The 22,103-nt window shown below is 41.1% G+C and carries 17 protein-coding genes; 9 read left to right on the top strand and 8 right to left on the bottom strand.

All coding sequences use genetic code 11. The annotated features are described in order from the left end of the window. The first annotated feature begins 368 nt into the window (after nt 1-368). Entirely contained in the window at nt 369-3,623 is a 3,255-nt protein-coding gene (locus HMPREF9448_RS14185) for a metallophosphoesterase (RefSeq protein ID WP_008861985.1), read from the top strand. 56 nt (nt 3,624-3,679) lie between these two features. On the opposite strand, the gene glmM is transcribed toward HMPREF9448_RS14185, so the two are convergent. Genes glmM through HMPREF9448_RS07455 form a run of 3 tightly spaced genes read right to left on the bottom strand, consistent with a single transcriptional unit; the run spans nt 3,680 to nt 6,716 of the window. Then, on the bottom strand, nt 3,680-5,071 hold the full coding sequence (glmM, locus tag HMPREF9448_RS07465) for a phosphoglucosamine mutase (RefSeq protein ID WP_008861984.1): 1,392 nt from the start codon (nt 5,069-5,071) through the stop codon (nt 3,680-3,682). Between the two features lie 6 nt (nt 5,072-5,077). Beyond that, nucleotides 5,078-5,662, bottom strand: a complete 585-nt coding sequence (locus HMPREF9448_RS07460; RefSeq protein WP_008861983.1) for a DUF4827 family protein — start codon at nt 5,660-5,662, stop codon at nt 5,078-5,080. Nucleotides 5,663-5,678: 16 nt separating this feature from the next. Then, a complete protein-coding gene (locus tag HMPREF9448_RS07455; protein WP_008861982.1) occupies nt 5,679-6,716 on the bottom strand; it encodes a DHH family phosphoesterase in 1,038 nt (345 codons plus the stop codon). 345 nt (nt 6,717-7,061) lie between these two features. Between HMPREF9448_RS07455 and HMPREF9448_RS07450 the strand changes: the two genes are divergently transcribed. The 5 genes from HMPREF9448_RS07450 to HMPREF9448_RS07430 all read left to right on the top strand — a co-directional run bounded on the left by HMPREF9448_RS07450 (nt 7,062) and on the right by HMPREF9448_RS07430 (nt 14,236). Beyond that, complete coding sequence (locus HMPREF9448_RS07450) at nt 7,062-9,017, top strand: protein-disulfide reductase DsbD family protein (RefSeq protein WP_008861981.1); 1,956 nt, start codon at nt 7,062-7,064, stop codon at nt 9,015-9,017. A 4-nt stretch (nt 9,018-9,021) separates the two neighbouring features. After that, a complete protein-coding gene (gene mazG / locus HMPREF9448_RS07445; protein ID WP_008861980.1) occupies nt 9,022-9,810 on the top strand; it encodes a nucleoside triphosphate pyrophosphohydrolase in 789 nt (262 codons plus the stop codon). 63 nt (nt 9,811-9,873) lie between these two features. Beyond that, nucleotides 9,874-11,511, top strand: coding sequence for a hypothetical protein (locus tag HMPREF9448_RS07440; RefSeq protein WP_008861979.1), 1,638 nt, complete (start codon nt 9,874-9,876; stop codon nt 11,509-11,511). Nucleotides 11,512-11,637: 126 nt separating this feature from the next. After that, on the top strand, nt 11,638-13,701 hold the full coding sequence (locus HMPREF9448_RS07435; RefSeq protein ID WP_040296029.1) for a DNA topoisomerase 3: 2,064 nt from the start codon (nt 11,638-11,640) through the stop codon (nt 13,699-13,701). Continuing rightward, a complete protein-coding gene (locus HMPREF9448_RS07430; RefSeq protein WP_008861977.1) occupies nt 13,694-14,236 on the top strand; it encodes an NUDIX hydrolase in 543 nt (180 codons plus the stop codon). Before HMPREF9448_RS07435 ends, HMPREF9448_RS07430 begins: the two co-directional genes overlap by 8 nt. Before the next feature lie 116 nt (nt 14,237-14,352). Here HMPREF9448_RS07430 and ybaK read toward each other — a convergent pair whose 3' ends face one another. From ybaK to tilS, 5 genes are all read right to left on the bottom strand, one after another. Then, on the bottom strand, nt 14,353-14,829 hold the full coding sequence (gene ybaK / locus HMPREF9448_RS07425; RefSeq protein WP_008861976.1) for a Cys-tRNA(Pro) deacylase: 477 nt from the start codon (nt 14,827-14,829) through the stop codon (nt 14,353-14,355). A 105-nt stretch (nt 14,830-14,934) separates the two neighbouring features. Beyond that, a complete protein-coding gene (gene gpmA, locus HMPREF9448_RS07420) occupies nt 14,935-15,624 on the bottom strand; it encodes a 2,3-diphosphoglycerate-dependent phosphoglycerate mutase (RefSeq protein WP_008861975.1) in 690 nt (229 codons plus the stop codon). Nucleotides 15,625-15,631: 7 nt separating this feature from the next. Further along, nucleotides 15,632-16,117 (bottom strand): hypothetical protein, encoded by a 486-nt coding sequence (locus HMPREF9448_RS07415; RefSeq protein WP_008861974.1) that lies wholly within the window; start codon nt 16,115-16,117, stop codon nt 15,632-15,634. A gap of 116 nt (nt 16,118-16,233) precedes the next feature. Continuing rightward, the gene (gene rho, locus HMPREF9448_RS07410) at nt 16,234-18,306 is read right to left on the bottom strand and encodes a transcription termination factor Rho (protein ID WP_008861973.1); all 2,073 of its coding nucleotides are present in this window, start codon (nt 18,304-18,306) and stop codon (nt 16,234-16,236) included. Between the two features lie 197 nt (nt 18,307-18,503). Beyond that, nucleotides 18,504-19,874, bottom strand: coding sequence for a tRNA lysidine(34) synthetase TilS (gene tilS / locus HMPREF9448_RS07405; RefSeq protein WP_087879924.1), 1,371 nt, complete (start codon nt 19,872-19,874; stop codon nt 18,504-18,506). 137 nt (nt 19,875-20,011) lie between these two features. Here tilS and pheS point away from each other — a divergent pair, with 137 nt between their 5' ends. The 3 genes from pheS to nth are packed head-to-tail and all read left to right on the top strand — an operon-like array spanning nt 20,012 to nt 22,099. Continuing rightward, complete coding sequence (gene pheS, locus HMPREF9448_RS07400) at nt 20,012-21,031, top strand: phenylalanine--tRNA ligase subunit alpha (protein ID WP_008861971.1); 1,020 nt, start codon at nt 20,012-20,014, stop codon at nt 21,029-21,031. A gap of 11 nt (nt 21,032-21,042) precedes the next feature. Further along, nucleotides 21,043-21,438: a fluoride efflux transporter CrcB gene (crcB, locus tag HMPREF9448_RS07395; protein ID WP_008861970.1), complete on the top strand. Its 396-nt coding sequence runs from the start codon at nt 21,043-21,045 to the stop codon at nt 21,436-21,438. A 4-nt stretch (nt 21,439-21,442) separates the two neighbouring features. Continuing rightward, entirely contained in the window at nt 21,443-22,099 is a 657-nt protein-coding gene (gene nth, locus HMPREF9448_RS07390) for an endonuclease III (RefSeq protein WP_008861969.1), read from the top strand. Nucleotides 22,100-22,103 lie beyond the last annotated feature (4 nt).

The following is a 22,103-nucleotide window of genomic DNA, read 5'->3' as shown; positions in this document are numbered from 1 at the left end:
ACCTCACCACCGATATTGCAAACCTCTTGAACGAAAGGCTATAATATACCTACCCCATCAACAAAAATGTTCTAAAATTCTCATTCAAAAGAAAGCAATCCTTTCAATTTCATCTGTTCTTCATTCCGATATAAGGAGCAAATAATTCTTCTATTGGCTTATTCCTCTGTATAAGGTTTCGATATATTTCATTTCGAAAGTATCCGAAAGGTATATCTATATCCACAGACAAGACACAAACACCTAATTGTCAATTTATTAAAATATATCCATTCAAAATATGTGCTATAAAACATATAAAAATAAGAAATCAAATATGCCCGTTTAAAATAATTTTATAACAAATTCATTAACAAATAATTAATATTATGAAACAAAAATTATCTTGCTTGACATTATCGATAGCCTTATTGGCATCGAGTAATTGGTGTAATGCCACAAACCGATATGTATCGGCAGGTTGTGATGGTGACGGGTTATCTTGGGCTACCGCAAAAGGTTCCATCAAATCGGCCGTAGAAAGCTGCCATACAGGAGATACGGTATTTGTGTCTTCGGGACTCTACAATGAATATGTATCTATTGTAGACGGAGTAAATATTTTAGGCGGATATAATGCAGATACAGGTGCACGAAACATCGAAACATTCGAAACCATACTCGACGGAACAGGTTTGGGAAAATACTTAATCGTCAAATACGATTCCCCGTGCGAAAATCCAACCCTCATAGAAGGACTTACACTTCAAAATGCCGAACATAGCAGCGATGGAGGAGCAGCTTATATCCGGGCGAATATTACTCTTTCGAAATGCCGTATCAAAAACTGTAAAGGACAAAACGGAGGAGGAGTTTTCAATGATGGAGGAGTTATAAAAGATTGTATTATAGAGCTATGCTCCTCCACCAGTTCCGGTGGTGCGATACGTAACTCCGGTGGTATTGTCGAAAACTGTATCATGCGAGGCAATCAAGGCAAATATGGAACCATACGCAACGAGAACGGCGGTATCGTCAGAAACTGTATTATCCATAACAATTCGGCAACAGTAAGCGGTTGGCCCAATAGTGGTGGTATTTATAATCCTTCCGGCATTGTGGCAAACTGTATAATAGCTTGTAATTATGGCTCCCAATATGCCGCAATCCATAGTGAAGGAAAAACAATCAATACGATTTGTTGGAACAATCAAGCAGAAGAAGGATTCGGCGATCCTATCGCTTTTATTGAAGGAAACGGTTCGAGCCACAACGCGGCGGTCAGTGGATTTGCCGATGCCAAAGATGCTTTAACTCTAAGTTCCATAAATACAGATGCGACCGGGCCCAACTTCAAATCCCCCACTCTATTTATAGGTATTCCCACCTCTGCCGCCGATATAGAAGCCATGCGTGCAGCAGACTGGACATTCTCAAATAACTCCCCGTGTATCGACAAAGGGGTTGCCGATAACGATGCTCCTGCCTACGACATAAAAGGGACCGTTCGTCCCAAAGGAACCGGATATGATTTGGGAGCTTATGAATATGATCCAGAAGCAAAAGATGTAGCTGTACAATCTGTTTCTCTGACACTTAAATCTCTATCTATTGAAGAAGAGCAACAACAGTGGTTATCTGCTATCGTACTACCGTCCGATGCCTCTAATAAAAAAGTTTCTTGGAATTCTTTAAACAATTCGATAGCTGTCGTCGAGGGTGGATTAGTTACAGGAAAAGGTATAGGCGAAACAAAAATTATCGTTACGACCCTAGACGGCAACTTTAAAGATACTTGCCACATAACAGTCACCGAAAAACCTGTTATCATTATACACCCCGATGTATTAGAAGCCGATAAACTGTCACAAGATGACTATACGATTCCCTCTTACATAAAAATGCTTATGGCCAAAGAGGCCGCAAGAGCTGACAGCTCTCAAATCAACCTTCTCGCCTTGAAAGAAGAGGTTCAAGCACTCGTACCCAAAGGTATGCCCTATTGCGTAGTTACAAATATCAACGGAGACCCGTCCACCCGAATGGCTTTCGCTTGGTTTACAAACAGTGGTATTTCTTCCGGGAAAGTACAAATTGTAGCCAAAAGCAATGCTGTCGAATCGGATTTTACAAATGCCACAGAAATAGAAGCGGCTCATCAAGCTGCAAACAATCTAAATTATGCGGTAAGTACCAGTGGCATATTAAAAGCAGCCGCACTACCCACTAACACAAAATTCAATTACACAAGCCATAAAGCCATCGCTACCGGACTTACCCCGAATACAACCTATTCCTATCGTGTGGGATATGATGGGAATTGGAGCGATATTAAATCCTTCATTACAGCTAATACGAACAAGGAAGAATTTAAATTCTTATATATGACAGACTCCCATATTATGGACAATGAGTATGTAGAAAATGCACGATGGTCTGCAATCACGGCAGCCCAACAAGTTCCCGATGCAAAATTCTTGTTGTTCACAGGTGATTTTGTAGAAACAGGAACAGAACAAAACTCCGAATGGGAATGGGAACAATGGTTCGAAGTAAGCATGAAACCTCTTTTATCCCGAATGGCCTTAGCTCCGACCGATGGAAACCACGATGACACTCCTAATTTGAATTATACATATCATTTCAATACCGACAAGACTTTCAACGAAACAGCGACAGTCAAACCTCAATTCGATGGAATTACCTACTCATTCGTTTATGGCGATGCTTTATTTATGGTATATAGCCATCAAGATTTTTGGCGGGGAAGTTACAGTTATGCGAATGGGACCAGTACATATCTGAGCAACGACGTAGCCAATTGGTTTAGAGACCAAGTAGAAAAATATCCCGATACCAAATGGAGAATTGCTGCCGTACATAAAAACTTATTTACCGGTAGCGGACATCAGACCGATGAAGACGGGGCTTTGTTCAGAGCCACCCTACTGCCTGTATTTCAAGAATTGAACATAGATTTTGTCATACAAGGGCATGACCACATTTATGAAGTAATGGGTCCCATAAACAATACGACGAAAACGATCGTTCCGGGAAGCGTGACAAATGTAGAACTAGTTTCTCCCGACAGCAATAAAAACCCCAAAGGACAACAAGGCGGGACATTCAATGTAAAGGACGGGACTCTTTACTTTGTAAACGGAACCTGTGGACGAAAACGTTACTATCCTTATACACAAGACGAAATGGAAGCAGGATTTGACAAACATAAAGTCGAAGGTTATTGGGATTTATTCACAGGGAAATATGGACAACCCGGAGCACCTGCATTTAGTGAAATAAGCGTAAGCAGTTCTGAAATAGAAGTCAAAACATACACATCGGATGCAAATGCCCAAGCGACTCTATTCGATACTTTCAAAATCGTGAAAAACGGAAATACAGGAATCGAAGAAAACAAACAATCGGCAAAGTTGTATCCTACCTATGCAAAAGATAAAATTAATACTACCGAGAGCGATATAATTCGAGTAAACGCCATAGACCTTACCGGGAAAATATACCCCCTGCCTTTTGACAATCAGCATATAGATGTCTCAAATCTGACCGACGGTATATATGTAGTACAGATATTCACAAACGAAAAAACGAGAAGCGAACGGATTGTAAAAACATCTAGATAAAAACAGAAGGAGGAGGCTCGACGAGTCTCCTCCTTCTGTCAGAATATAATCATGCATTATTTCCTTGTCATCTCTGCAATTACAGCCATTACTCCGGCAGCTGTCTCTTCGGCCAATCCGGGAGTACGGGCTTCGGAATACACTCGAATGATAGGCTCCGTATTGGACTTACGCAAATGCACCCAACGATCGGGAAAATCGATCTTTACTCCATCGATATCCGTAATATCGTATTGAGCATACTTTTCCTTAACAGCAACCAACAAGGCATCGACATCGATATCGGGAGTAAGTTGTATTTTCTGTTTGGCTATACTGTAAGCCGGATATGTGGCTTTCAACTGGCTGACAGTCTTTTTCTCTTTCGCCAAATGCGACAAGAATAAAGCGATACCCACCAAAGCGTCACGACCGTAATGGCTGGCCGGATAAATCACACCGCCATTGCCCTCGCCGCCTATAACCGCTCCGGTCTGTTTCATCAAAGTCACTACATTGACCTCTCCCACGGCCGAGGCGTTATATTGTTGTCCATACAGACGTGTGACATCGCGCAACGCTCTCGAAGAACTTAGGTTCGAAACCGTATTTCCGGGAGTATGTTTCAACACATAATCCGCCACAGCGACTAAGGTATATTCTTCGACAAACATTTCGCCATTCTCGCATACGATTGCCAAACGGTCTACATCGGGATCCACAACGAATCCGACGTCGGCTTTTCCTTCCTTCATTACACCGGCTATTTGAGTTAAATTTTCCGGAAGAGGTTCGGGGTTATGAGGGAATTTTCCGTCAGGCGTACAGTTCAGTTCTATAACGTCTTTTACTCCCAAAGCCTTTAACAATTCAGGGATAACAATACCGCCTACCGAATTTACACAATCTATGGCTACTTTGAATCCGGCCGAGCGAATCGCATCGACATCGACCAAATCCAATGCCAAAACACTCTCGATATGTTTTTGCGTATATGTGTTGTTTTCATACAAACGCCCCAAATGATCGACGTCTGCAAAATCGAATGCCTCGGCAGCAGCTATATTTAATACTTCTTGTCCCTCGGCGGCATTAAGAAATTCACCTTTCTCATTCAGCAATTTCAAAGCATTCCATTGTTTGGGATTGTGACTTGCTGTCAATATAATTCCACCGCAAGCCTTCTCCATAGTCACGGCAATCTCGGTGGTCGGAGTAGTAGCCAATCCGATGTTCACGACATCGAATCCCATTCCCATAAGAGTCCCGATAACCGTATGTTTCACCATCTCGCCAGAGATGCGGGCATCACGTCCGACAACAATTTTGTTCGTTTTTACCGGTGTGTTTTTACGAATAAAGGTAGCATACGCTGCCGTAAACTTAACGATATCCAAAGGATTCAGCCCATCGCCGGCTTTTCCTCCGATTGTACCGCGAATTCCTGAAATAGATTTAATGAGAGACATTTTGTTTTATTTTGATTTGTTATAGCTAATAGTATACAGATACGGTATAACCGTAGAAGTTTCAGCCGTAAATCCCAACTTTGCACGAATCAACAAATTGACTTTACATTCATTGCCGAGAAAATACATCGGGTATTGAATACCCGTCCCATATTGAGTTGTCGAAGACAATGTCGTTTCACCGAAACGAATCGTTATGTAATCGGCCGGATTCGTATTACCCACCGGATCGGGATTCTCGCCATTCATCAATGCTTTCAAATCGACCCTAAGAAAACGAATGTTTACATCATTCCCCTTCTCAAAACGATCGTCTTGTATCCCGGCATCAAGAACCTGCATATATACATTGCCGTCATCGTCCAAACGATAATAGGGCACTGCCAACGTATCGTTGTTACCGACATCTTGCAAAGTAACAAATACCGAATCGGCCGGAATGCTGTTAATTACTATTTTATCGGCCAAAAAGGCTTTCACCGCCTTATCTTCTTCTTTCAACAAATCGGCATAGGATTTTCCATTATCGCAAGACGATAATACCATCATAACCGTAAAAAAAACAAATAAAATTCGTGCTATCTTTACCATATTTATCAAATACTTCTTAGTCTTTATCCTTCACCATATATTTATCATACAAAGGTAGTATACTCCTTAACAGAGCCTGAGCCTCTTCCATCGTACCATGAAATTCTCCACCGGCGGCATTTAAATGCCCTCCGCCGTTGAAATGCTCCGCAGCAACTTTATTAACCGGGAAAAATCCTTTGGAACGCATAGAGACTTTTATATACTCCTTATCCTCTCTGAAAAAAGTAGAAAACCTTATTCCTTCGATACCCAAAGGTACGTTTACCAGACCCTCGCTGTCACCCTTGTGATAATCATACCGCTTCAATTCTTCTCGGGTAAGCGATATCATAGCCGCCTTATATTCCGGGAAAACTTCCATTTTCTCACTGACGGCATATCCGTTCAATTTTATCTTATCTACCGAATTGGTATTATATACCAAAGCATAAATTTTATCTTTATTGATACCTAATTTTACCAACTCTGCTATGATGTAATACATTTCGGGAATGTTGGAGTTATAGGTAAAATTCCCCGTATCGGTCATCATTCCCGTGTAGATGGCTTCTGCGGAATACAGCCCCATGCGATCAAACATACCCATGCGACAAATCAACCTGAAAATCAATTCGCTGGTTGATGCAACCTCCGGGTGAGAGATGGTAACATCGCAAAAATCCTCCGGATTCAAATGATGGTCGATAAGGACTTTCTTCGCTTCGGATAAAGACACAGACTTTTGCAACCGGTCGATACGGCTGATAGCATTAAAATCCAAACAGAATATAAGCTCAGCCTCCGACATCAATTTTTCGGCAAACTCGGGATAACGAGTATAGACTACGATTTCTTTCGTCCCTTTCAAAAACAGAAGATTCCTAGGGAGTAAATCCGGGACAACCACATTTACTTCTTTCCCTAACCCATCAAGAAAATGATACAACCCCAACGAAGCTCCGATAGCATCTCCATCAGGAGATACATGACATGTAATCACAATCTTTTCCTTTTTCTCCAAGAACTTACGAACCTGCTGTATTTTTTCTTCTGCAATTATCTTATTGATCATTTGTCTTTATTGTCTGATTTTTACTTAACGATGAAAAGACTATACTTACATTCATGGCAAAGGTAAAAATTATTATCCACATAGCGAACACTATTTTTGTTCATCTACATATTTTATCTATTATTTCCCAAATCATATCGCCGAATCGGTTTTCGATTTGACTAATATGCACTATCTTTGCAAAAATGCGAAAATAGGCGACACTCGGCATAACCAAATAAATTTGTTTCTGCCCTCGTTTGCACTATCTTTGCAAAAATGCGAAAATAGGCGGCACTCGGCATAATCAAATAAATTTGTTTCTGCCCTCGTTTGCACTATCTTTGCCACACAAAATTGGGTAATATGAAAAAGTTTTTAGGTTTATTGATCGTCGGCATGCTTTTTTGCATGAGTAGTTATTCTCAAATTATAGAGCCTGTCAAATGGAAAGTTTCCATGCAAGGAGAAGGTAATGAGAAGGAGATTGTTTTTCACGCATATATAGAAGATGGTTGGCATTTATATGCTACCGATATTCCCTCCGGAGGACCTATTCCTACTTCGTTCTCTTTCGACGATATATCTAATGTGTCGTTAAAGGGAGATGTAACCCCGTCTAAACGACCTCATGAAGAATATAGCGCTTTATTCGATATGAAATTGGGGTGGTATAATTCTACAATAGATTTCAAGCAAACTATATTTATAGAAAATCCCGATAGTTTTAAAATTACAGGATACATTACTTACCAAGCGTGTAACGATGTAACTTGTTTGCCTCCAACCAAACATGAATTTTCCTTTGGAGAAAGCAAAACTCCAACGACAACCGCCCCGGTTATGACTCCTGTAAATCTTAATACAAACTCATCTTCCAATTTAACCAGTCAAAAAGGCTGGCAGCCAGTAGTTGAAGAACTTCGAGCAATGAGTACCGAAAAATTATTGCAAGAAAGTTCTCTTTGGTTTATTTTCATATCGGGATTTATCGGAGGATTGTTAGCATTACTAACACCCTGTGTTTGGCCCATGATTCCCCTAACAGTGAGCTTTTTCCTGAAAAAACAACAAAGCCGGCACAAGGCGATCGGCGAAGCCATCTTATACGGTTTGTCCATCATCATTATCTATGTAGGACTGGGTTTACTGATTACCCTACTATTCGGAGCCAGTGCCCTTAACGATTTAGCGACAAACGCTTTGTTCAACATACTGTTTTTCGCACTGTTGGTTCTTTTCGCAGTCTCCTTCTTCGGGGCTTTCGATATAACCCTACCTGCATCATGGAGTAATAAACTCGATAGGAAGGCCGACACCGCAACCGGTATCATCGCTATCTTTTTCATGGCGTTTACATTGGTTTTGGTTTCTTTCTCTTGTACCGGACCCATAATCGGCACTCTATTAGTAGAAGCCGCTTCTTGGGGCGGGACGCTCGCACCTGCTGTCGGAATGGGAGGTTTCGCCATCGCCTTAGCCATACCGTTCGCATTATTTGCCATGTTCCCTTCTTTAATGAAACAATTGCCTAAATCGGGAGGCTGGTTAAACACCGTCAAAGTCATATTAGGCTTTTTGGAATTGGCATTATCACTTAAATTCCTATCGGTAGCCGATCTCGCCTATGGGTGGCACATACTCGACCGGGAAACATTTTTGGTGCTTTGGATCGTTATCTTCGCATTGTTGGGATTTTATCTGCTCGGTAAGCTCAACTTTTCGCACGATTCCCCGATTAAACACGTCTCCGTCCCCCGTCTATTCCTCGCCATCATTTCGCTATCTTTTTCATTATATATGATTCCCGGATTGTGGGGAGCTCCGTTAAAAGCGATCAGTGCATTCGCGCCCCCCTTATATACCCAGGATTTCAACTTATATAATAAAGAAGTTCACGCAGCTTTCAACGACTATAACGAGGGTTTGGCGTACGCCCGACAAGAAAAGAAGCCCATACTCATCGACTTTTCGGGGTATGGTTGTGTCAACTGCCGTAAAATGGAGGCTTCCGTGTGGACCGACCCGGTTGTAAAACAGATTCTTGAAAACAAATACGTACTTATTACCTTAATGGTCGATGACAAAGAAAAATTAAAGAAGCCCATTACGGTAACCGAAAATGGGAAATCGGTAAAACTAACGACCGTCGGTGAAAAATGGAGTTTCTTACAAAGACATAAATTCGGAGCCAATGCTCAACCATACTATGTTATTATCAATAGTGACGGAGAGCCATTAGCCGCCCCATACGGATACAATGAAAGCGTAGCTAAATTTATCGATTTCTTACAAAAAGGACTAAAAGCATTTAATAAATAAACACATGTCACACACGAGAGAAGAAAAAATAGAGGCATTCGGCCGGTTTATCGATATCCTCGATATTCTACGCGAAAAGTGTCCGTGGGATCATAAGCAAACGAATGAAAGTTTACGTCCCAACACGATAGAAGAGACCTACGAACTCTGTGATGCTCTTATCAGAAAGGACAACGAAGCCACTAAAAAAGAGTTGGGAGACGTATTGTTACATATCGCTTTCTATGCTAAAATAGGAGAAGAAAACGGTTCTTTCGATATTGCCGATGTTTGCAATGCTCTTTGTGAAAAACTAATCTATCGCCACCCTCATGTATTCGGTACAACCCATGTCGATGGATCGAACGAGGTTGAGCAAAATTGGGAGGAACTCAAACTGAAAGAAAAAGGCGGTAATAAAACCGTACTCGAAGGCGTGCCATCGGCCTTACCGGCTCTAATAAAGGCTTATCGAATACAAGATAAAGCACGCAATGTAGGCTTCGACTGGGAAGAAAAAAGCCAAGTCTGGGACAAAGTTTTTGAAGAGTTCGGCGAACTGAAAAATGAAATAGAAAACATGAACCCGGATAATATGGAAAATGAATTCGGAGATCTATTTTTCAGTCTCATCAATGCGGCAAGACTTTATGACATCAACCCGGAAAATGCATTGGAACATACGAACCAAAAGTTTATACGACGGTTTAACTACCTCGAACAGGAAACATTACAAAAAGGTAAAAATCTAAAAGATATGTCTCTCGCCGAAATGGATGCCATTTGGGACGAAGCCAAACAAAAAGGACTGTAATCAAATTGAACTTACTACGGCTCTCATTTGTTCATTCGCTATAACACATATAACGAATCACTAATGAGAGCTTTTTTATCACTCTTCCTACCTCTGCTCATATCTTCGCTTCATGCAGAAAAAATAATAACCAACCCGAACTGGGTCGCTCGAAATACGCCGGTTGTAACAGTCGACAGCATTCTATTACGAGACACCGTAAGCCGAATGTACATCACGCTAAAACAACTACCACATACGTCTCTCACCATACACGACGATTGGGTCGTCCAAGACAGTATAAAACGGTTTTCTGGGAAAGTACGGGATATAGACGGTGTCGATTTCGACCGAATTTTCCAATTCGATAGCGACAGTACGATCCATATAGAAATGGATTTTCCTGCACTCCCTCCGTCCTTAACGGAGGTCGATATCATCGGAAATCAAAAATCCAACGAAATCAGAATTATAGGTTTATCTCTAACCGAAAAAAGGAACAAGACTTCCATATATCCACAACCCAACCCTATATACAGATCTGCTACACCAGCAATAACCTTCGACACAGACACAGCTATACTACAAGGTAAATTCGTCGGATATCACAAACGGTTGAATTTACCCGACGGGAAAATCATACTGGACGATCTGTTCTCCGGGAAACAGACCGAAATAAACATTCCTATCGCACCAGACGGTTCGTTCTCCGCAAAAATCCCTACACGCTATCCAATCCAACAAAAACTAATTTTTGGGGATCGATATATCCCTTTTTATATCGAATCAACAGATACGCTTTACATAGAAACGTATTTGGACGAATTATTCGCTCCCTATCGATATTCAGGAGAAATAGAACAAAACTGCGTTCATTCGACATACCGAGGCAAGAATGCCCGAATCAATTACGAATTAAGGGAAATACGATTAAAAAACATTTCAGAAACGGAAGATTGGATAAAAAGCCTAAACACCCTTTCAACACAAAAATATTATACTTCGGAAGAAAATAAATTTAAAGTAAAACTTGAATATGTAAACTCGAAATATAATCAAGGAGAAATATCTGATACATCTTATCATTTATCAATTCTAAATAATTACTATAATTTTATTTATCATATATTTGTATATATGAATATTATAGACGAAAATATTATAAACGAATATAGTATTAAAAATATAGATTATATATCATTCGCAGATATTTTTGCCATGAATGACCCTTTATCTACGACTTCGGAATATTACCTGCCTTTTTTAATGTTATTGGAAAGTTGGAGAGCCATGACGACACCTCCTAATTGGGAATATTCAGACTTTATAAAAGCTCTCGAAAAGCGAAATATGGACTTATCAAATACCGAAAAAGAGACTCTGAAATTTGTATTCGGAGAGATCCAAACGCCACCCGATAATGTAGAAAGAACCATAGAGTCGTTCAACAAAAAATCCGAAAAAGAACAAATTTCCATGAGAGAAGAGAAACTCCGAGCACTCAGAAAACAAACATACGAAACCTATTTCGGACCATCTACCGATTTCACTTGCCAGCTTATTAATACCCTCTCGATCATCAGGCTTATACACTCCCTCGACAGGAAACTGACTGAAACTGAAATAAAAGAATTTACCGCCCCGATTACCGACCGCAGACTTCTAAAAGTTATCGACCAGACAAATTTTTCTTACAAGCCCCAATCTCTACAAGGCCATTGACCGGATATTACGAAGAATGAAAATAAAAATGTAACTTTGCATTCGGAAAAGAGCAGCAGTAAGACACGACCGGAAAAACGGATTTTGTCGTTCCTTGTTTCTTCGTTTAAACTACAAAACAATATAATGAAAGTCTGTATAGCCGAAAAACCCAGTGTAGCCAAAGAAATAGCCGATATAGTAGGCGCAAAAAACCGACATGACGGATATTACGAAGGAAACGGCTATCAGGTGACTTGGACTTTCGGCCATCTCTGCACATTAAAAGAGCCTCATGAATATACCGACTCGTGGAAACAATGGACATTGAGATCCCTGCCCATGATACCCACCCGATTCGGGATTAAATTAATCTCCGACCGGGGTATCGAAAAACAATTCGGTATCATAGAATCGCTCATGTCCAACGCCGAAGCCGTCATAAACTGTGGTGATGCCGGTCAAGAAGGGGAACTCATTCAACGATGGGTTATGCAAAAAGCTGCTTGTAAATGCCCGGTCTACCGCCTTTGGATATCGTCCTTGACAGAAGAAGCCATACGAGAGGGATTTCAAAATCTCAAACCTCAAACAGAATTCGACTCTCTTTATTTTGCCGGACTTTCACGGGCTATCGGCGATTGGTTATTAGGAATGAACGCTACCCGGCTTTACACGTTGAAATATGGACAGAACCGTCAAGTCCTTTCCATCGGGAGGGTACAGACTCCCACTTTGGCATTAATCGTAAACCGTCAACTCGAAATCGAACATTTTGTTCCTCAACCTTATTGGGAATTGAAAACCTTATATCGGGAAACGACATTCGCCGTCACCAAAGGGAAATTTCAAACCGAAGCAGAGGGAAAAGAATTTCTACAAAAGATAGAGGGATTCCCCTTCACGGTTACCGATATAACGACCAAACAAGGAAAAGAAGCGCCACCGAGATTATTCGACTTAACCAGCCTTCAAGTCGAGTGTAATAAAAAATTCTCTTTCTCGGCAGAAAACACTTTGAAAATCATTCAGTCGCTTTACGAAAAAAAAGTAACCACCTACCCTCGCGTCGACACTACATTTCTAAGCGACGACATATATCCGAAGGTTCCGGGCATAATGTCGGCATTAACAGCTTACACAACATTAACAGCCCTTTTTTCGACCGGGAAGATCCCCAAGAGCAAAAAGGTATTCGACAACTCCAAAGTGACCGATCACCATGCTATCATTCCCACGAACGTAAAGGCAACCAACCTCACGGGCGAAGAGCAAAAAGTGTACGACTTAGTGGCCCGAAGATTTATTGCGGCATTCTATCCCGATTGTATCGTTTCCAATACGGTCGTACTGGGCGAGGTAAATCAAATCGAATTTAAAGCCACGGGGAAACAAATCTTATCTCCGGGGTGGAGAACCGTATTCGGGAAAGAAGAAAATAACGAAGAGTTGGAAAGCACCTTGCCTGCTTTCACCAAAGGTGAAACCGGCCCCCACACACCTTCTTTGGCAGAAAAATGGACCCAGCCTCCCAAACCGTATACCGAAGCCACATTATTGCGAGCCATGGAGACGGCTGGAAAATCGGTAGAGGACGAAGAACTGAGAGATGCCTTGAAAGAAAACGGTATCGGACGTCCTTCCACGAGAGCCGCCATTATTGAAACGCTGTTCAAACGCCACTATATCCGTAAAGAAAGGAAGAATCTGGTTGCCACTCAAACAGGAGTGGAACTAATCGGGACTATTCGCAACGAGTTGCTAAAATCGGCCGAATTGACCGGTATTTGGGAAAACAAATTGCGTAAAATAGAACGCAACGAATATCGTGCCGCCGATTTCCTGGAAGAACTGAAAAAAATGGTGGGCGAAATCGTTTTGTACGTACTAAGCGACAATTCCGGCAAAATCACAGCGGCTCCACCCCCGGAGGAACCGAAGAAAAAATCAACGACATCGGCCAAACCCGGGAAGAAAAAAACAACAAATAAAACATCTACGGAGAAGAAACCAAAAGAACAACTTTTATCATGTCCCGTATGCCACACCGGCCATATCATACAGGGAAAGACGGCATACGGATGCAGCCGATGGAAAGAAGGATGCGGTTTCAGGTTGCCATTCGACGAAGCCGGGAACCCTCTCGATGAAGAAACGCTGCAAAAACGTATTCAAGACTATAACCCGAATACTCATTTGAATCATGAATAAAGAAGAATGGTTTCCTCTGATAGACGAACAAGGTAACACAATAGGAAAAGCGACCCGCCGTGAATGCCACAACGGATCGAAATTACTCCACCCGGTAGTCCACCTACATATTATAAATAACGACGGGGAGTTGTATCTTCAAAAGCGATCGACGAATAAAGACATTCAACCCGGCAAATGGGATACGGCCGTAGGCGGTCATATCGATTACGGGGAGACCGTCGAAGAAGCGTTGGCAAGAGAAGTTCGCGAAGAGTTGGGAATCACGCATTTCATTCCGATACATGTGCTTACTTATATCTTCGAATCGGATCAGGAACGCGAGATGGTAAACACATTCTATACGGTATATACCGGAAAAATGCAAATCGATCCAGTCGAAATCGACGACGGAAAGTTCTGGACATTTTCAGAAATACATGAAAATATGGGGAAAGGAATCTTCACTCCTAATTTCGAACAAGAATTTCTCCGCATAGAATCCCGGCTTATCCGAGCCTTTAAACAGGAAACTATGAAAAAAGACTGTGAATAAAGACGAAGACTCTGTTCACACCTATGTATCCCCCTTCGGGTTCTATAATCATCTTATATGGACAAGACATTTTACACCCTGTGGACTAATCACACTGAATCTATCGCGTACCAAGATTAACCGACAAGGTCTCCGACCTCCGCTGAAACAAACTCTATAAGAGCCCCGGCTGCTATTTTTATCTGTAATCCTCGTTGTCCGGCACTAATATAAATAGGGTCATGCGACAGACAACTTTCGTGGATATATACAGGATAATTTTTCTTCATGCCAATGGGAGAACAACCACCCCGAATATATCCGGTAGTCGGCAACAGTTCCTTCATGGCAATCATCTCGGCACTCTTATTTCCCGATATTTTAGCAGCCTTTTTCAAATCGACCTCTTTGTCGCCCGGAATCACACAAACGAATATCCCGTGTTTATCGCCACGCAATACCAAAGTCTTGAATACTTGTTCTATATTCTCACCCAGTTGTTCGGCAACATGAGTAGCAGCTAAATTATTCTCGTCGACTTCATAGGGAATCAATTCGTATGGTATTTTCGCCCTATCCAACAGCCGAGCCGCATTCGTCTTATTCGTCTTCATACCTAAATCAATAATCGGACAAATATAGCTATTTACAGAAAACCGAAAAAGAATATATCATGGAAGCTAAAAAAGATTTTACTTCCACAGCCCATGCTGCTTATTTTACCCCAAATAGTATTGATTCAAAACCGTTAAATTTTCTCCTAATTCAAGGATTAAAGGTTTTCCCGTGGGTATTTCTACATCTACAATTTGTTTGGGCGATAAATTTTGTAGCATCATTATCAAGGCCCTCAAACTATTTCCATGAGCTGCAACCAGTATCGTTTTGCCTTTCTCAGCCTCTGGCAAAATACGCTCTTTCCAACAAGGCAACACTCTATGAACAGTATCTTCAAGCGATTCACCATGAGGTAACAGTTTTTCTTGAACCATCTGATAACGGGCATCATGAGCCGGATATCTGGGATCCTCGTCTCCTACTTGCGGAGGTCTGACATCATAACTCCGTCGCCAAATATGAACTTGCTCCGCCCCATACTTCTCAGATGTTTCCAACTTATTCAAGCCTTGCAGCGCACCATAATGTCGTTCATTGAGCCTCCAATCTTTATATGCCGGAGTCCACAACCTATCCAATTCTTCCATAACTAAAAAGCGAGTAACAATAGCACGCTTTAACAAAGACGTAAACGAAATATCGGGATATATGGAAAAACTCCGTAACAGCTCTCCTGCCCGACGAGCTTCATCTCTCCCCTTTTCGGACAATGGGACATCTGTCCACCCCGTAAATCGGTTCTCCTTATTCCATATACTCTCTCCATGCCGGAGCAAAATCAATTTATTCATCGAGGATTCAATTATTGTAATATATATTCAAGTTCTCCCAGATACCCTCAGAATCGGTTATATTCATGGAAGTTAATATTTCGGATACATTTATCAGAGGTAACGGATAATTTTTGAACACTGTATTTTGCGTACGTAGTGCCAACATTCCTCTCATCGACCCGATTGATATACTCAATAACAATGCAAGTAACCGAGTATCAACTGTGACTTGGGAATTTTCGAGCTTAACAAAATCCTTCAATTTCTCAATTTTATAAACCACAGCGATTCTATAAAAAAGAAGTTCTTGACCGATAAAATTACGACGACGAATATAACGGACTCCTGTTATCAACTTAAAATAATCCCGTTTAACATCGGGATAAATATTTACCACAAACTTAACCGGAATAATCTCTTTTCCTATATTTATCGATTTTTTTGCCGCAGGACAGGTAAAATCTAACTCCTCTATATGTTCCAAACTCAGTTGTATCGAGGGTATCTCCATTTTCTTATACATTTATTCATATAACACACACTCTGTTCACTTTGTTTGGTCCATATAAAAAGAAGGCCGGTGAATTGGAATTTTCACCGGCCTTCTTTTTATATCTATTACGATACTCAATCGTTCATCGACAGCAAAAGTTCTTCATTCGAAGAAGTACGCTCCATACGGTCTCGCATAAATTCCATTGCCTCTATCGAATTCATATCGGACAAGTATCGACGCAATATCCACATACGGTTGAGTGTGTCTTTCGGTAACAACAAATCGTCCCGACGAGTACTCGATGCCGTGATGTCAACAGCCGGGAAAATGCGTTTGTTAGACAATTTCCGATCGAGCTGCAACTCCATATTACCCGTTCCCTTGAACTCCTCGAATATCACCTCGTCCATCTTCGAACCGGTCTCGGTCAAAGCAGTAGCGATAATCGTAAGGCTTCCCCCGTTCTCTATATTACGAGCCGCACCGAAAAAGCGTTTAGGCTTATGCAACGCATTGGCATCGACACCACCAGAGAGCACTTTACCGGAGGCCGGAGAAACCGTATTATAAGCTCTCGCCAAACGAGTGATGGAGTCTAACAGAATGACAACATCGTGACCACATTCAACCATACGTTTGGCTTTTTCCAATACGATACTAGCCACTTTCACATGACGTTCGGCCGGCTCGTCGAAAGTAGATGAGATAACCTCGGCTTTTACACTACGGGCCATATCGGTAACCTCTTCGGGACGCTCGTCGATCAACAATATAATCATATAAACCTCCGGGTGATTCTCAGAGATAGCATTGGCTATATCTTTCAACAACACGGTCTTACCCGTCTTAGGAGGTGCAACGATCAATCCACGCTGTCCTTTACCGATAGGAGAAAACATATCGACCACACGAGTAGATAAATTACAGTATTTTCCACTCGTCAAATCAAATTTTTCATCGGGGAAAAGAGGAGTAAGATGATCGAACGGGACACGGTCTCGAACATATTCGGGTGTGCGACCATTTATTTTCTCCACCTTCACCAGCGGAAAATATTTCTCTCCTTCCTTAGGAGGACGAATAGGTCCTTCAACGACATCGCCCGTCTTCAAACCAAACAACTTTATTTGCGATTGAGAAACATAGACATCATCGGGAGAAGTCAAATAATTGTAGTCGGACGAACGAAGAAATCCATACCCATCGGGCATCATCTCCAATACCCCCACACCTGTCAATATTCCATCGAAATCGTATGGTCTCTCGACAGGTTTCGGCTCAGGGACAAACGTTTGTTGATTATTCGAGTTTTGGTTTTGCCCATTGTTATTTCCTGCATTATTCTGGCTATTCCTATTCTGTGGGACGAATGTGCGCTGTCCTCTCGGAACAAATCTTTGCTTTTCGCTATGTGGGAAGAATGTCTGTAACGACGATGTAGGCAACGGTGCTTGTTGTCCTTGATTTGCGGTAGCGGGCTGTTGTTGAATAATTTCCTGTTGCTTGTTTTCTACCGGGGTGGAAGGCGTTGTAACCGGAACAGAAGGCGAGGGTGTTTGCAGTGTGTTTTGAGCTTCATTTATCAATTCAGCTGGAAGAGCTTTCTTTTGTATCCGTTTGCGTTGTTTGGGTTGCCCTCCTTGTGTACTTTGCTGAGGAAGCTCTTCGTTTTCATTGGAACCGCTATTTTCCACCAACGCCATAGAGCTTTCTTTTAAATTCTCAAATAGTTCGGCTACCGGCTCTTTCAAAGCGGGATGAGAAGATAACCCAGTCTCTTCTATAATAGAAGGAATATCTTTTACTTCTATAACATTATCCTGTTTTGAATCTTCTTTTTTCGAGGTTTCACTCGTTACATCGCTTTTTTTCTTTCTGCCTTTCTTTTTCACCTCTTTCGTATCTTCCACACCTGTCGATTCCACAGATGGAGACGGTGTCGGCTCCGTATTTGATTTACTTTCTAGTTCATTCGGTTTTTCAAGTACAGGCTTCTCTTTATTTTTCTTAGGTTTAGGACCTCTCTTTTTCGGAGCAGGAGGATTAGCGGCAGCTTTACTTGCCATATCAATAGCTTGTTGATCAAGAATTTTATAGACAAGATCTTCTTGTTCTATACCATCAATCTTTTGGATACCCATTTCAGCAGCTATCACTTTCAACTGGTCAAGAGTTTTAGCGCTCAATTCTAAAATATTATACATGAATAAATAAATATGATTTACACTTTATATTTATTAAAGCTACCTGCATGATTACTCATACTGGCTGAAAGAACAAATATAATTATTGGATTTTTGAATTTACTGCGTACAGAATTTCACTACGCAATTTCACCGTACAAATATACGGCCGATTTGTCAAACAAAACAAGAAATGTAAAAATAAGTTTATTATTTAACTATTTTTCATATTTAAATTCGATTATTCTCTTTGTATCCACAGTCACTCGATATCCATCGGCCGCACGCTCTCCCAATATCCATATTATCGTATTTCCCGAACATAGCAGCAAAGCATTGGCTTTATCGATTAGAGAATATTTTTTATCTCTAAAATAATCGCTCAATTTACGGCTGCCTCTCATTCCAAAGGGGGTAAAACGATCTCCCGTCTCCCACCGGCGAATAATTAGCGGAAATACAAGTTTGTCCAAGTCGAAACAAGCATAGGATTTATCACGAGAGAAACAATACGTTTCATCGTTGTCCAGACATCGATACAATAAATTTCCGTGTAACAAAGTTCCACATTCTTCGAGACTTTCGATTTTCTCTACCACCGTCCCAGCCTCTTCTCTTTCCTGTGATTCCAATATCAAATATTCCCTGTCTTTAACGATTCTGTAATTCCGAGATAAAAACACCTTCCCAGAAATACCGCCACAAGACGATATTATCTCTGTTATCTGTTCGGAAACAAAGCCGTAAGGAGTCAAAAATTCAAATAAGAAAGCCTTAGGCGACGGAAGCTGTTTCAGTTTCTCCACCGGAATATAAATATATTCACCTTTATATTCCAACACGTTTTGCTCCTGCTCATGTATAGCCGCTTTATAGACCGATTCCACTTCCCTCAAATTCAAAATAGAAGAATATATGGAATGGTCAACCGACGGATTGATCGAACGTAACAAAGGCAATACTTGTAATCGAATTTTATTTCTGATATAAACCGATTCTAAATTGGTACAATCGACCACATACGACACCCCATGTTCCGACAAATACGATTCTATATCTTTACGGGAAACGGTCAACAACGGTCGCACAACAAATCCGTTACGTGGTTTCATCGACGTAAGACCGGCAATCCCGGTTCCTCGAATTAAATTCAGCAACAGGGTTTCCACACTATCGTCCCGATGATGGGCCACGGCTATCGCCTGTGCCCGATATTGTTTCCTTTTCTCTTCAAACCAATCATATCGCAGTTGGCGGCAAGCCATCTCGACCGACACATTATTGGTCATCGCATAACATGAAGCATCAAACGAAATCTCCTCGAACGGCAAATTCCACTCAAAAGCTATCTGCCGAGTAAAATTCCTGTCCCGCAAAGATTCTTCACCTCTCAAATTGAAATTACAGTGACAGACTATACACGAATATCCCAAACTCTTCAAGACATGAAGTAACGCAATAGAGTCGGCTCCTCCGCTCACACCAACGATAACAGGGCCAGATTTGTCTAAAAGTTTTTTATCCTCGACAAACTCGTGTATACTTTGTAAAAATGGAGAGACAGACATATCGTTACTTCTTAAATTCATAACAAAATTAGTAATAAAGGAATATTTTTTCAGCAGATTCCCTTTTTTATTCGTCAAAAAAAATATTTCTCAAAAATCCACCCAAAAAGAAGTCATTTATTATTAAATTTGCATTTAAAAATAAGAATTATACAGGTATGATTGAAAAAATCCAACGTATCAAAGCAGAAATCGAGGCATTAAAAGTTTCTAAATCAGAAGATTTAGAGAATATTCGTATAAAATATCTAAGTAAAAAAGGAGAAATTTCTCAACTTTTCAATGATTTCAGAACTGTCGCCGCCGAACAAAAGAGAGAAGTAGGAAAACAACTGAATGAATTGAAGACTCTTGCAACAGAAAGAATCAATGCCTTGAAAAGCGAATTCGAAGATACCCATTCGGAATCTCAAAATATAGACTTGACACGAACAGCCTACCCCATTCCGTTAGGATCGAGACACCCGCTTTCCTTAGTAAAAAACGAAATATGCGATATCTTCGCCCGTTTGGGATTTTCAATTGCAGAAGGTCCCGAAATCGAAGACGATTGGCATGTGTTCTCAGCATTGAATTTTGCCGAAGACCACCCGGCTCGCGATATGCAGGACACATTCTTTATACAACGTTCTCCCGATATTCTTCTTCGTACACACACCTCGTCTGTACAAACAAGAACGATGGAGCACTCCCAACCCCCTATCCGCATCATTTGTCCGGGTCGTGTTTACCGCAACGAAGCTATATCTTACCGGGCACACTGCTTTTTCCATCAAGTAGAAGCCTTATATATAGACAAAAATGTTTCTTTTGCCGATTTGAAGCAAGCGTTGCTTTATTTTGCCAAAGAAATGTTCGGATCAGAAACTCAAATTCGACTCCGTCCTTCTTATTTCCCGTTTACCGAACCTTCTGCCGAAATGGATATATCCTGTAATATCTGCGGGGGTAAAGGATGTGCATTTTGCAAACATACCGGTTGGGTCGAAATTCTGGGTTGCGGCATGGTAGACCCCAATGTCCTCGAAGCATGTGGCATAGATAGTAAAATATACAGCGGTTATGCATTAGGCATGGGTATCGAACGAGTCACCAATCTGAAATATAAAGTCAAAGATTTACGAATGTTCTCTGAGAACGATGTACGTTTCCTCGAAGAATTCGAATCGGCTCATTAAAATTTATGTGAATGGAGTTTTGTAAAGTCGCTTGTGTTCTCGCGGGAGGAGGCATAGGTTCTGTTGCAAGGTTTTTTATCGCTTCGGAAATTCAACGTCTTTTCCCGGCTTATCCGTGGGGAACATTATGCGTAAACTTAGCAGGCTCTTTTATCATCGGGATACTTTGGGCTTTTTGTTATTCTTTTGATTTTTCACCTAATCTGAGAGTTTTTTTATTCGTCGGATTATTAGGTGGATTTACCACGTTCTCCTCATTCTCTTTGGAAACGATGAATCTATTGAATTTAGGGAAAGTCCACAGTGCCCTATTCTATATCATCGGTACTAATCTCGGAGGTATTATTGCCGTTTTCGGAGGATTTTTCTTAGCGAAATATAGTCTTCATATGATAAAATTTTTATAACGCCATGACTACCAAAGAAAGATATGCCGGAGTCATTAAATGGTTTCAAGAAAACAAACCTATCGCCGAAACCGAATTGCAATATCACGACCCATTTCAATTACTGATTGCAGTCATTCTGTCGGCACAATGTACCGACAAACGGGTAAACATGATAACCCCGGCTCTATTCGAAGCATTCCCTACTCCACAAGATCTGGCCGCAGCTACACCGGAAGAAGTTTATACATACATTAAAAGCGTATCATATCCCAATAACAAATCGAAACATTTGGTGGGAATGGCTCGTACACTCATCGAACAGTTCAACGGTGTCGTACCTTCCGAAATAGAAGATTTGCAAAAATTACCGGGAGTGGGTCGAAAAACAGCCAACGTCATAGCATCGGTCGTATTTAACAAAGAAGCGATGGCTGTCGATACTCACGTTTTCAGAGTCTCCAACAGAATCGGACTTACCAACCATTCAAAAACTCCCCTCGAAACAGAAAAAACATTGGTAAAAAATATTCCGGGACACCTACTCCCCATCGCACATCATTGGTTGATTCTACACGGACGTTACATTTGTATGGCTCGCAAACCCAATTGCTTGGAATGCGGAATCCGCCCATATTGCAAATATTACAATCATAACCAAAAGAATAATGCCGAAGAATAATTCT

The sequence above is a fragment of the Barnesiella intestinihominis YIT 11860 genome, assembly GCF_000296465.1.
GTDB classification, from domain to species: Bacteria; Bacteroidota; Bacteroidia; order Bacteroidales; family Barnesiellaceae; genus Barnesiella; species Barnesiella intestinihominis.
The sequence above is the reverse complement of the archived record's forward strand: the minus strand, read 5'-3'. Positions and strand labels throughout refer to the sequence as shown.

Excerpts from the sequence above, each read along its gene's own strand:
- HMPREF9448_RS07450 (WP_008861981.1), top strand. The coding sequence starts at position 7,062 with ATGAAAAAGTTTTTAGGTTTATTGATCGTCGGCATGCTTTTTTGCATG.
- pheS (WP_008861971.1), top strand. The coding sequence starts at position 20,012 with ATGATTGAAAAAATCCAACGTATCAAAGCAGAAATCGAGGCATTAAAA.
- gpmA (WP_008861975.1), bottom strand. The coding sequence starts at position 15,624 with ATGAATAAATTGATTTTGCTCCGGCATGGAGAGAGTATATGGAATAAG.
- rho (WP_008861973.1), bottom strand. The coding sequence starts at position 18,306 with ATGTATAATATTTTAGAATTGAGCGCTAAAACTCTTGACCAGTTGAAA.
- crcB (WP_008861970.1), top strand. The coding sequence starts at position 21,043 with ATGGAGTTTTGTAAAGTCGCTTGTGTTCTCGCGGGAGGAGGCATAGGT.
- HMPREF9448_RS07415 (WP_008861974.1), bottom strand. The coding sequence starts at position 16,117 with ATGGAGATACCCTCGATACAACTGAGTTTGGAACATATAGAGGAGTTA.
- nth (WP_008861969.1), top strand. The coding sequence starts at position 21,443 with ATGACTACCAAAGAAAGATATGCCGGAGTCATTAAATGGTTTCAAGAA.
- mazG (WP_008861980.1), top strand. The coding sequence starts at position 9,022 with ATGTCACACACGAGAGAAGAAAAAATAGAGGCATTCGGCCGGTTTATC.
- tilS (WP_087879924.1), bottom strand. The coding sequence starts at position 19,874 with ATGAATTTAAGAAGTAACGATATGTCTGTCTCTCCATTTTTACAAAGT.
- HMPREF9448_RS14185 (WP_008861985.1), top strand. The coding sequence starts at position 369 with ATGAAACAAAAATTATCTTGCTTGACATTATCGATAGCCTTATTGGCA.
- glmM (WP_008861984.1), bottom strand. The coding sequence starts at position 5,071 with ATGTCTCTCATTAAATCTATTTCAGGAATTCGCGGTACAATCGGAGGA.
- HMPREF9448_RS07430 (WP_008861977.1), top strand. The coding sequence starts at position 13,694 with ATGAATAAAGAAGAATGGTTTCCTCTGATAGACGAACAAGGTAACACA.
- HMPREF9448_RS07440 (WP_008861979.1), top strand. The coding sequence starts at position 9,874 with ATGAGAGCTTTTTTATCACTCTTCCTACCTCTGCTCATATCTTCGCTT.
- ybaK (WP_008861976.1), bottom strand. The coding sequence starts at position 14,829 with ATGAAGACGAATAAGACGAATGCGGCTCGGCTGTTGGATAGGGCGAAA.
- HMPREF9448_RS07435 (WP_040296029.1), top strand. The coding sequence starts at position 11,638 with ATGAAAGTCTGTATAGCCGAAAAACCCAGTGTAGCCAAAGAAATAGCC.
- HMPREF9448_RS07460 (WP_008861983.1), bottom strand. The coding sequence starts at position 5,662 with ATGGTAAAGATAGCACGAATTTTATTTGTTTTTTTTACGGTTATGATG.
- HMPREF9448_RS07455 (WP_008861982.1), bottom strand. The coding sequence starts at position 6,716 with ATGATCAATAAGATAATTGCAGAAGAAAAAATACAGCAGGTTCGTAAG.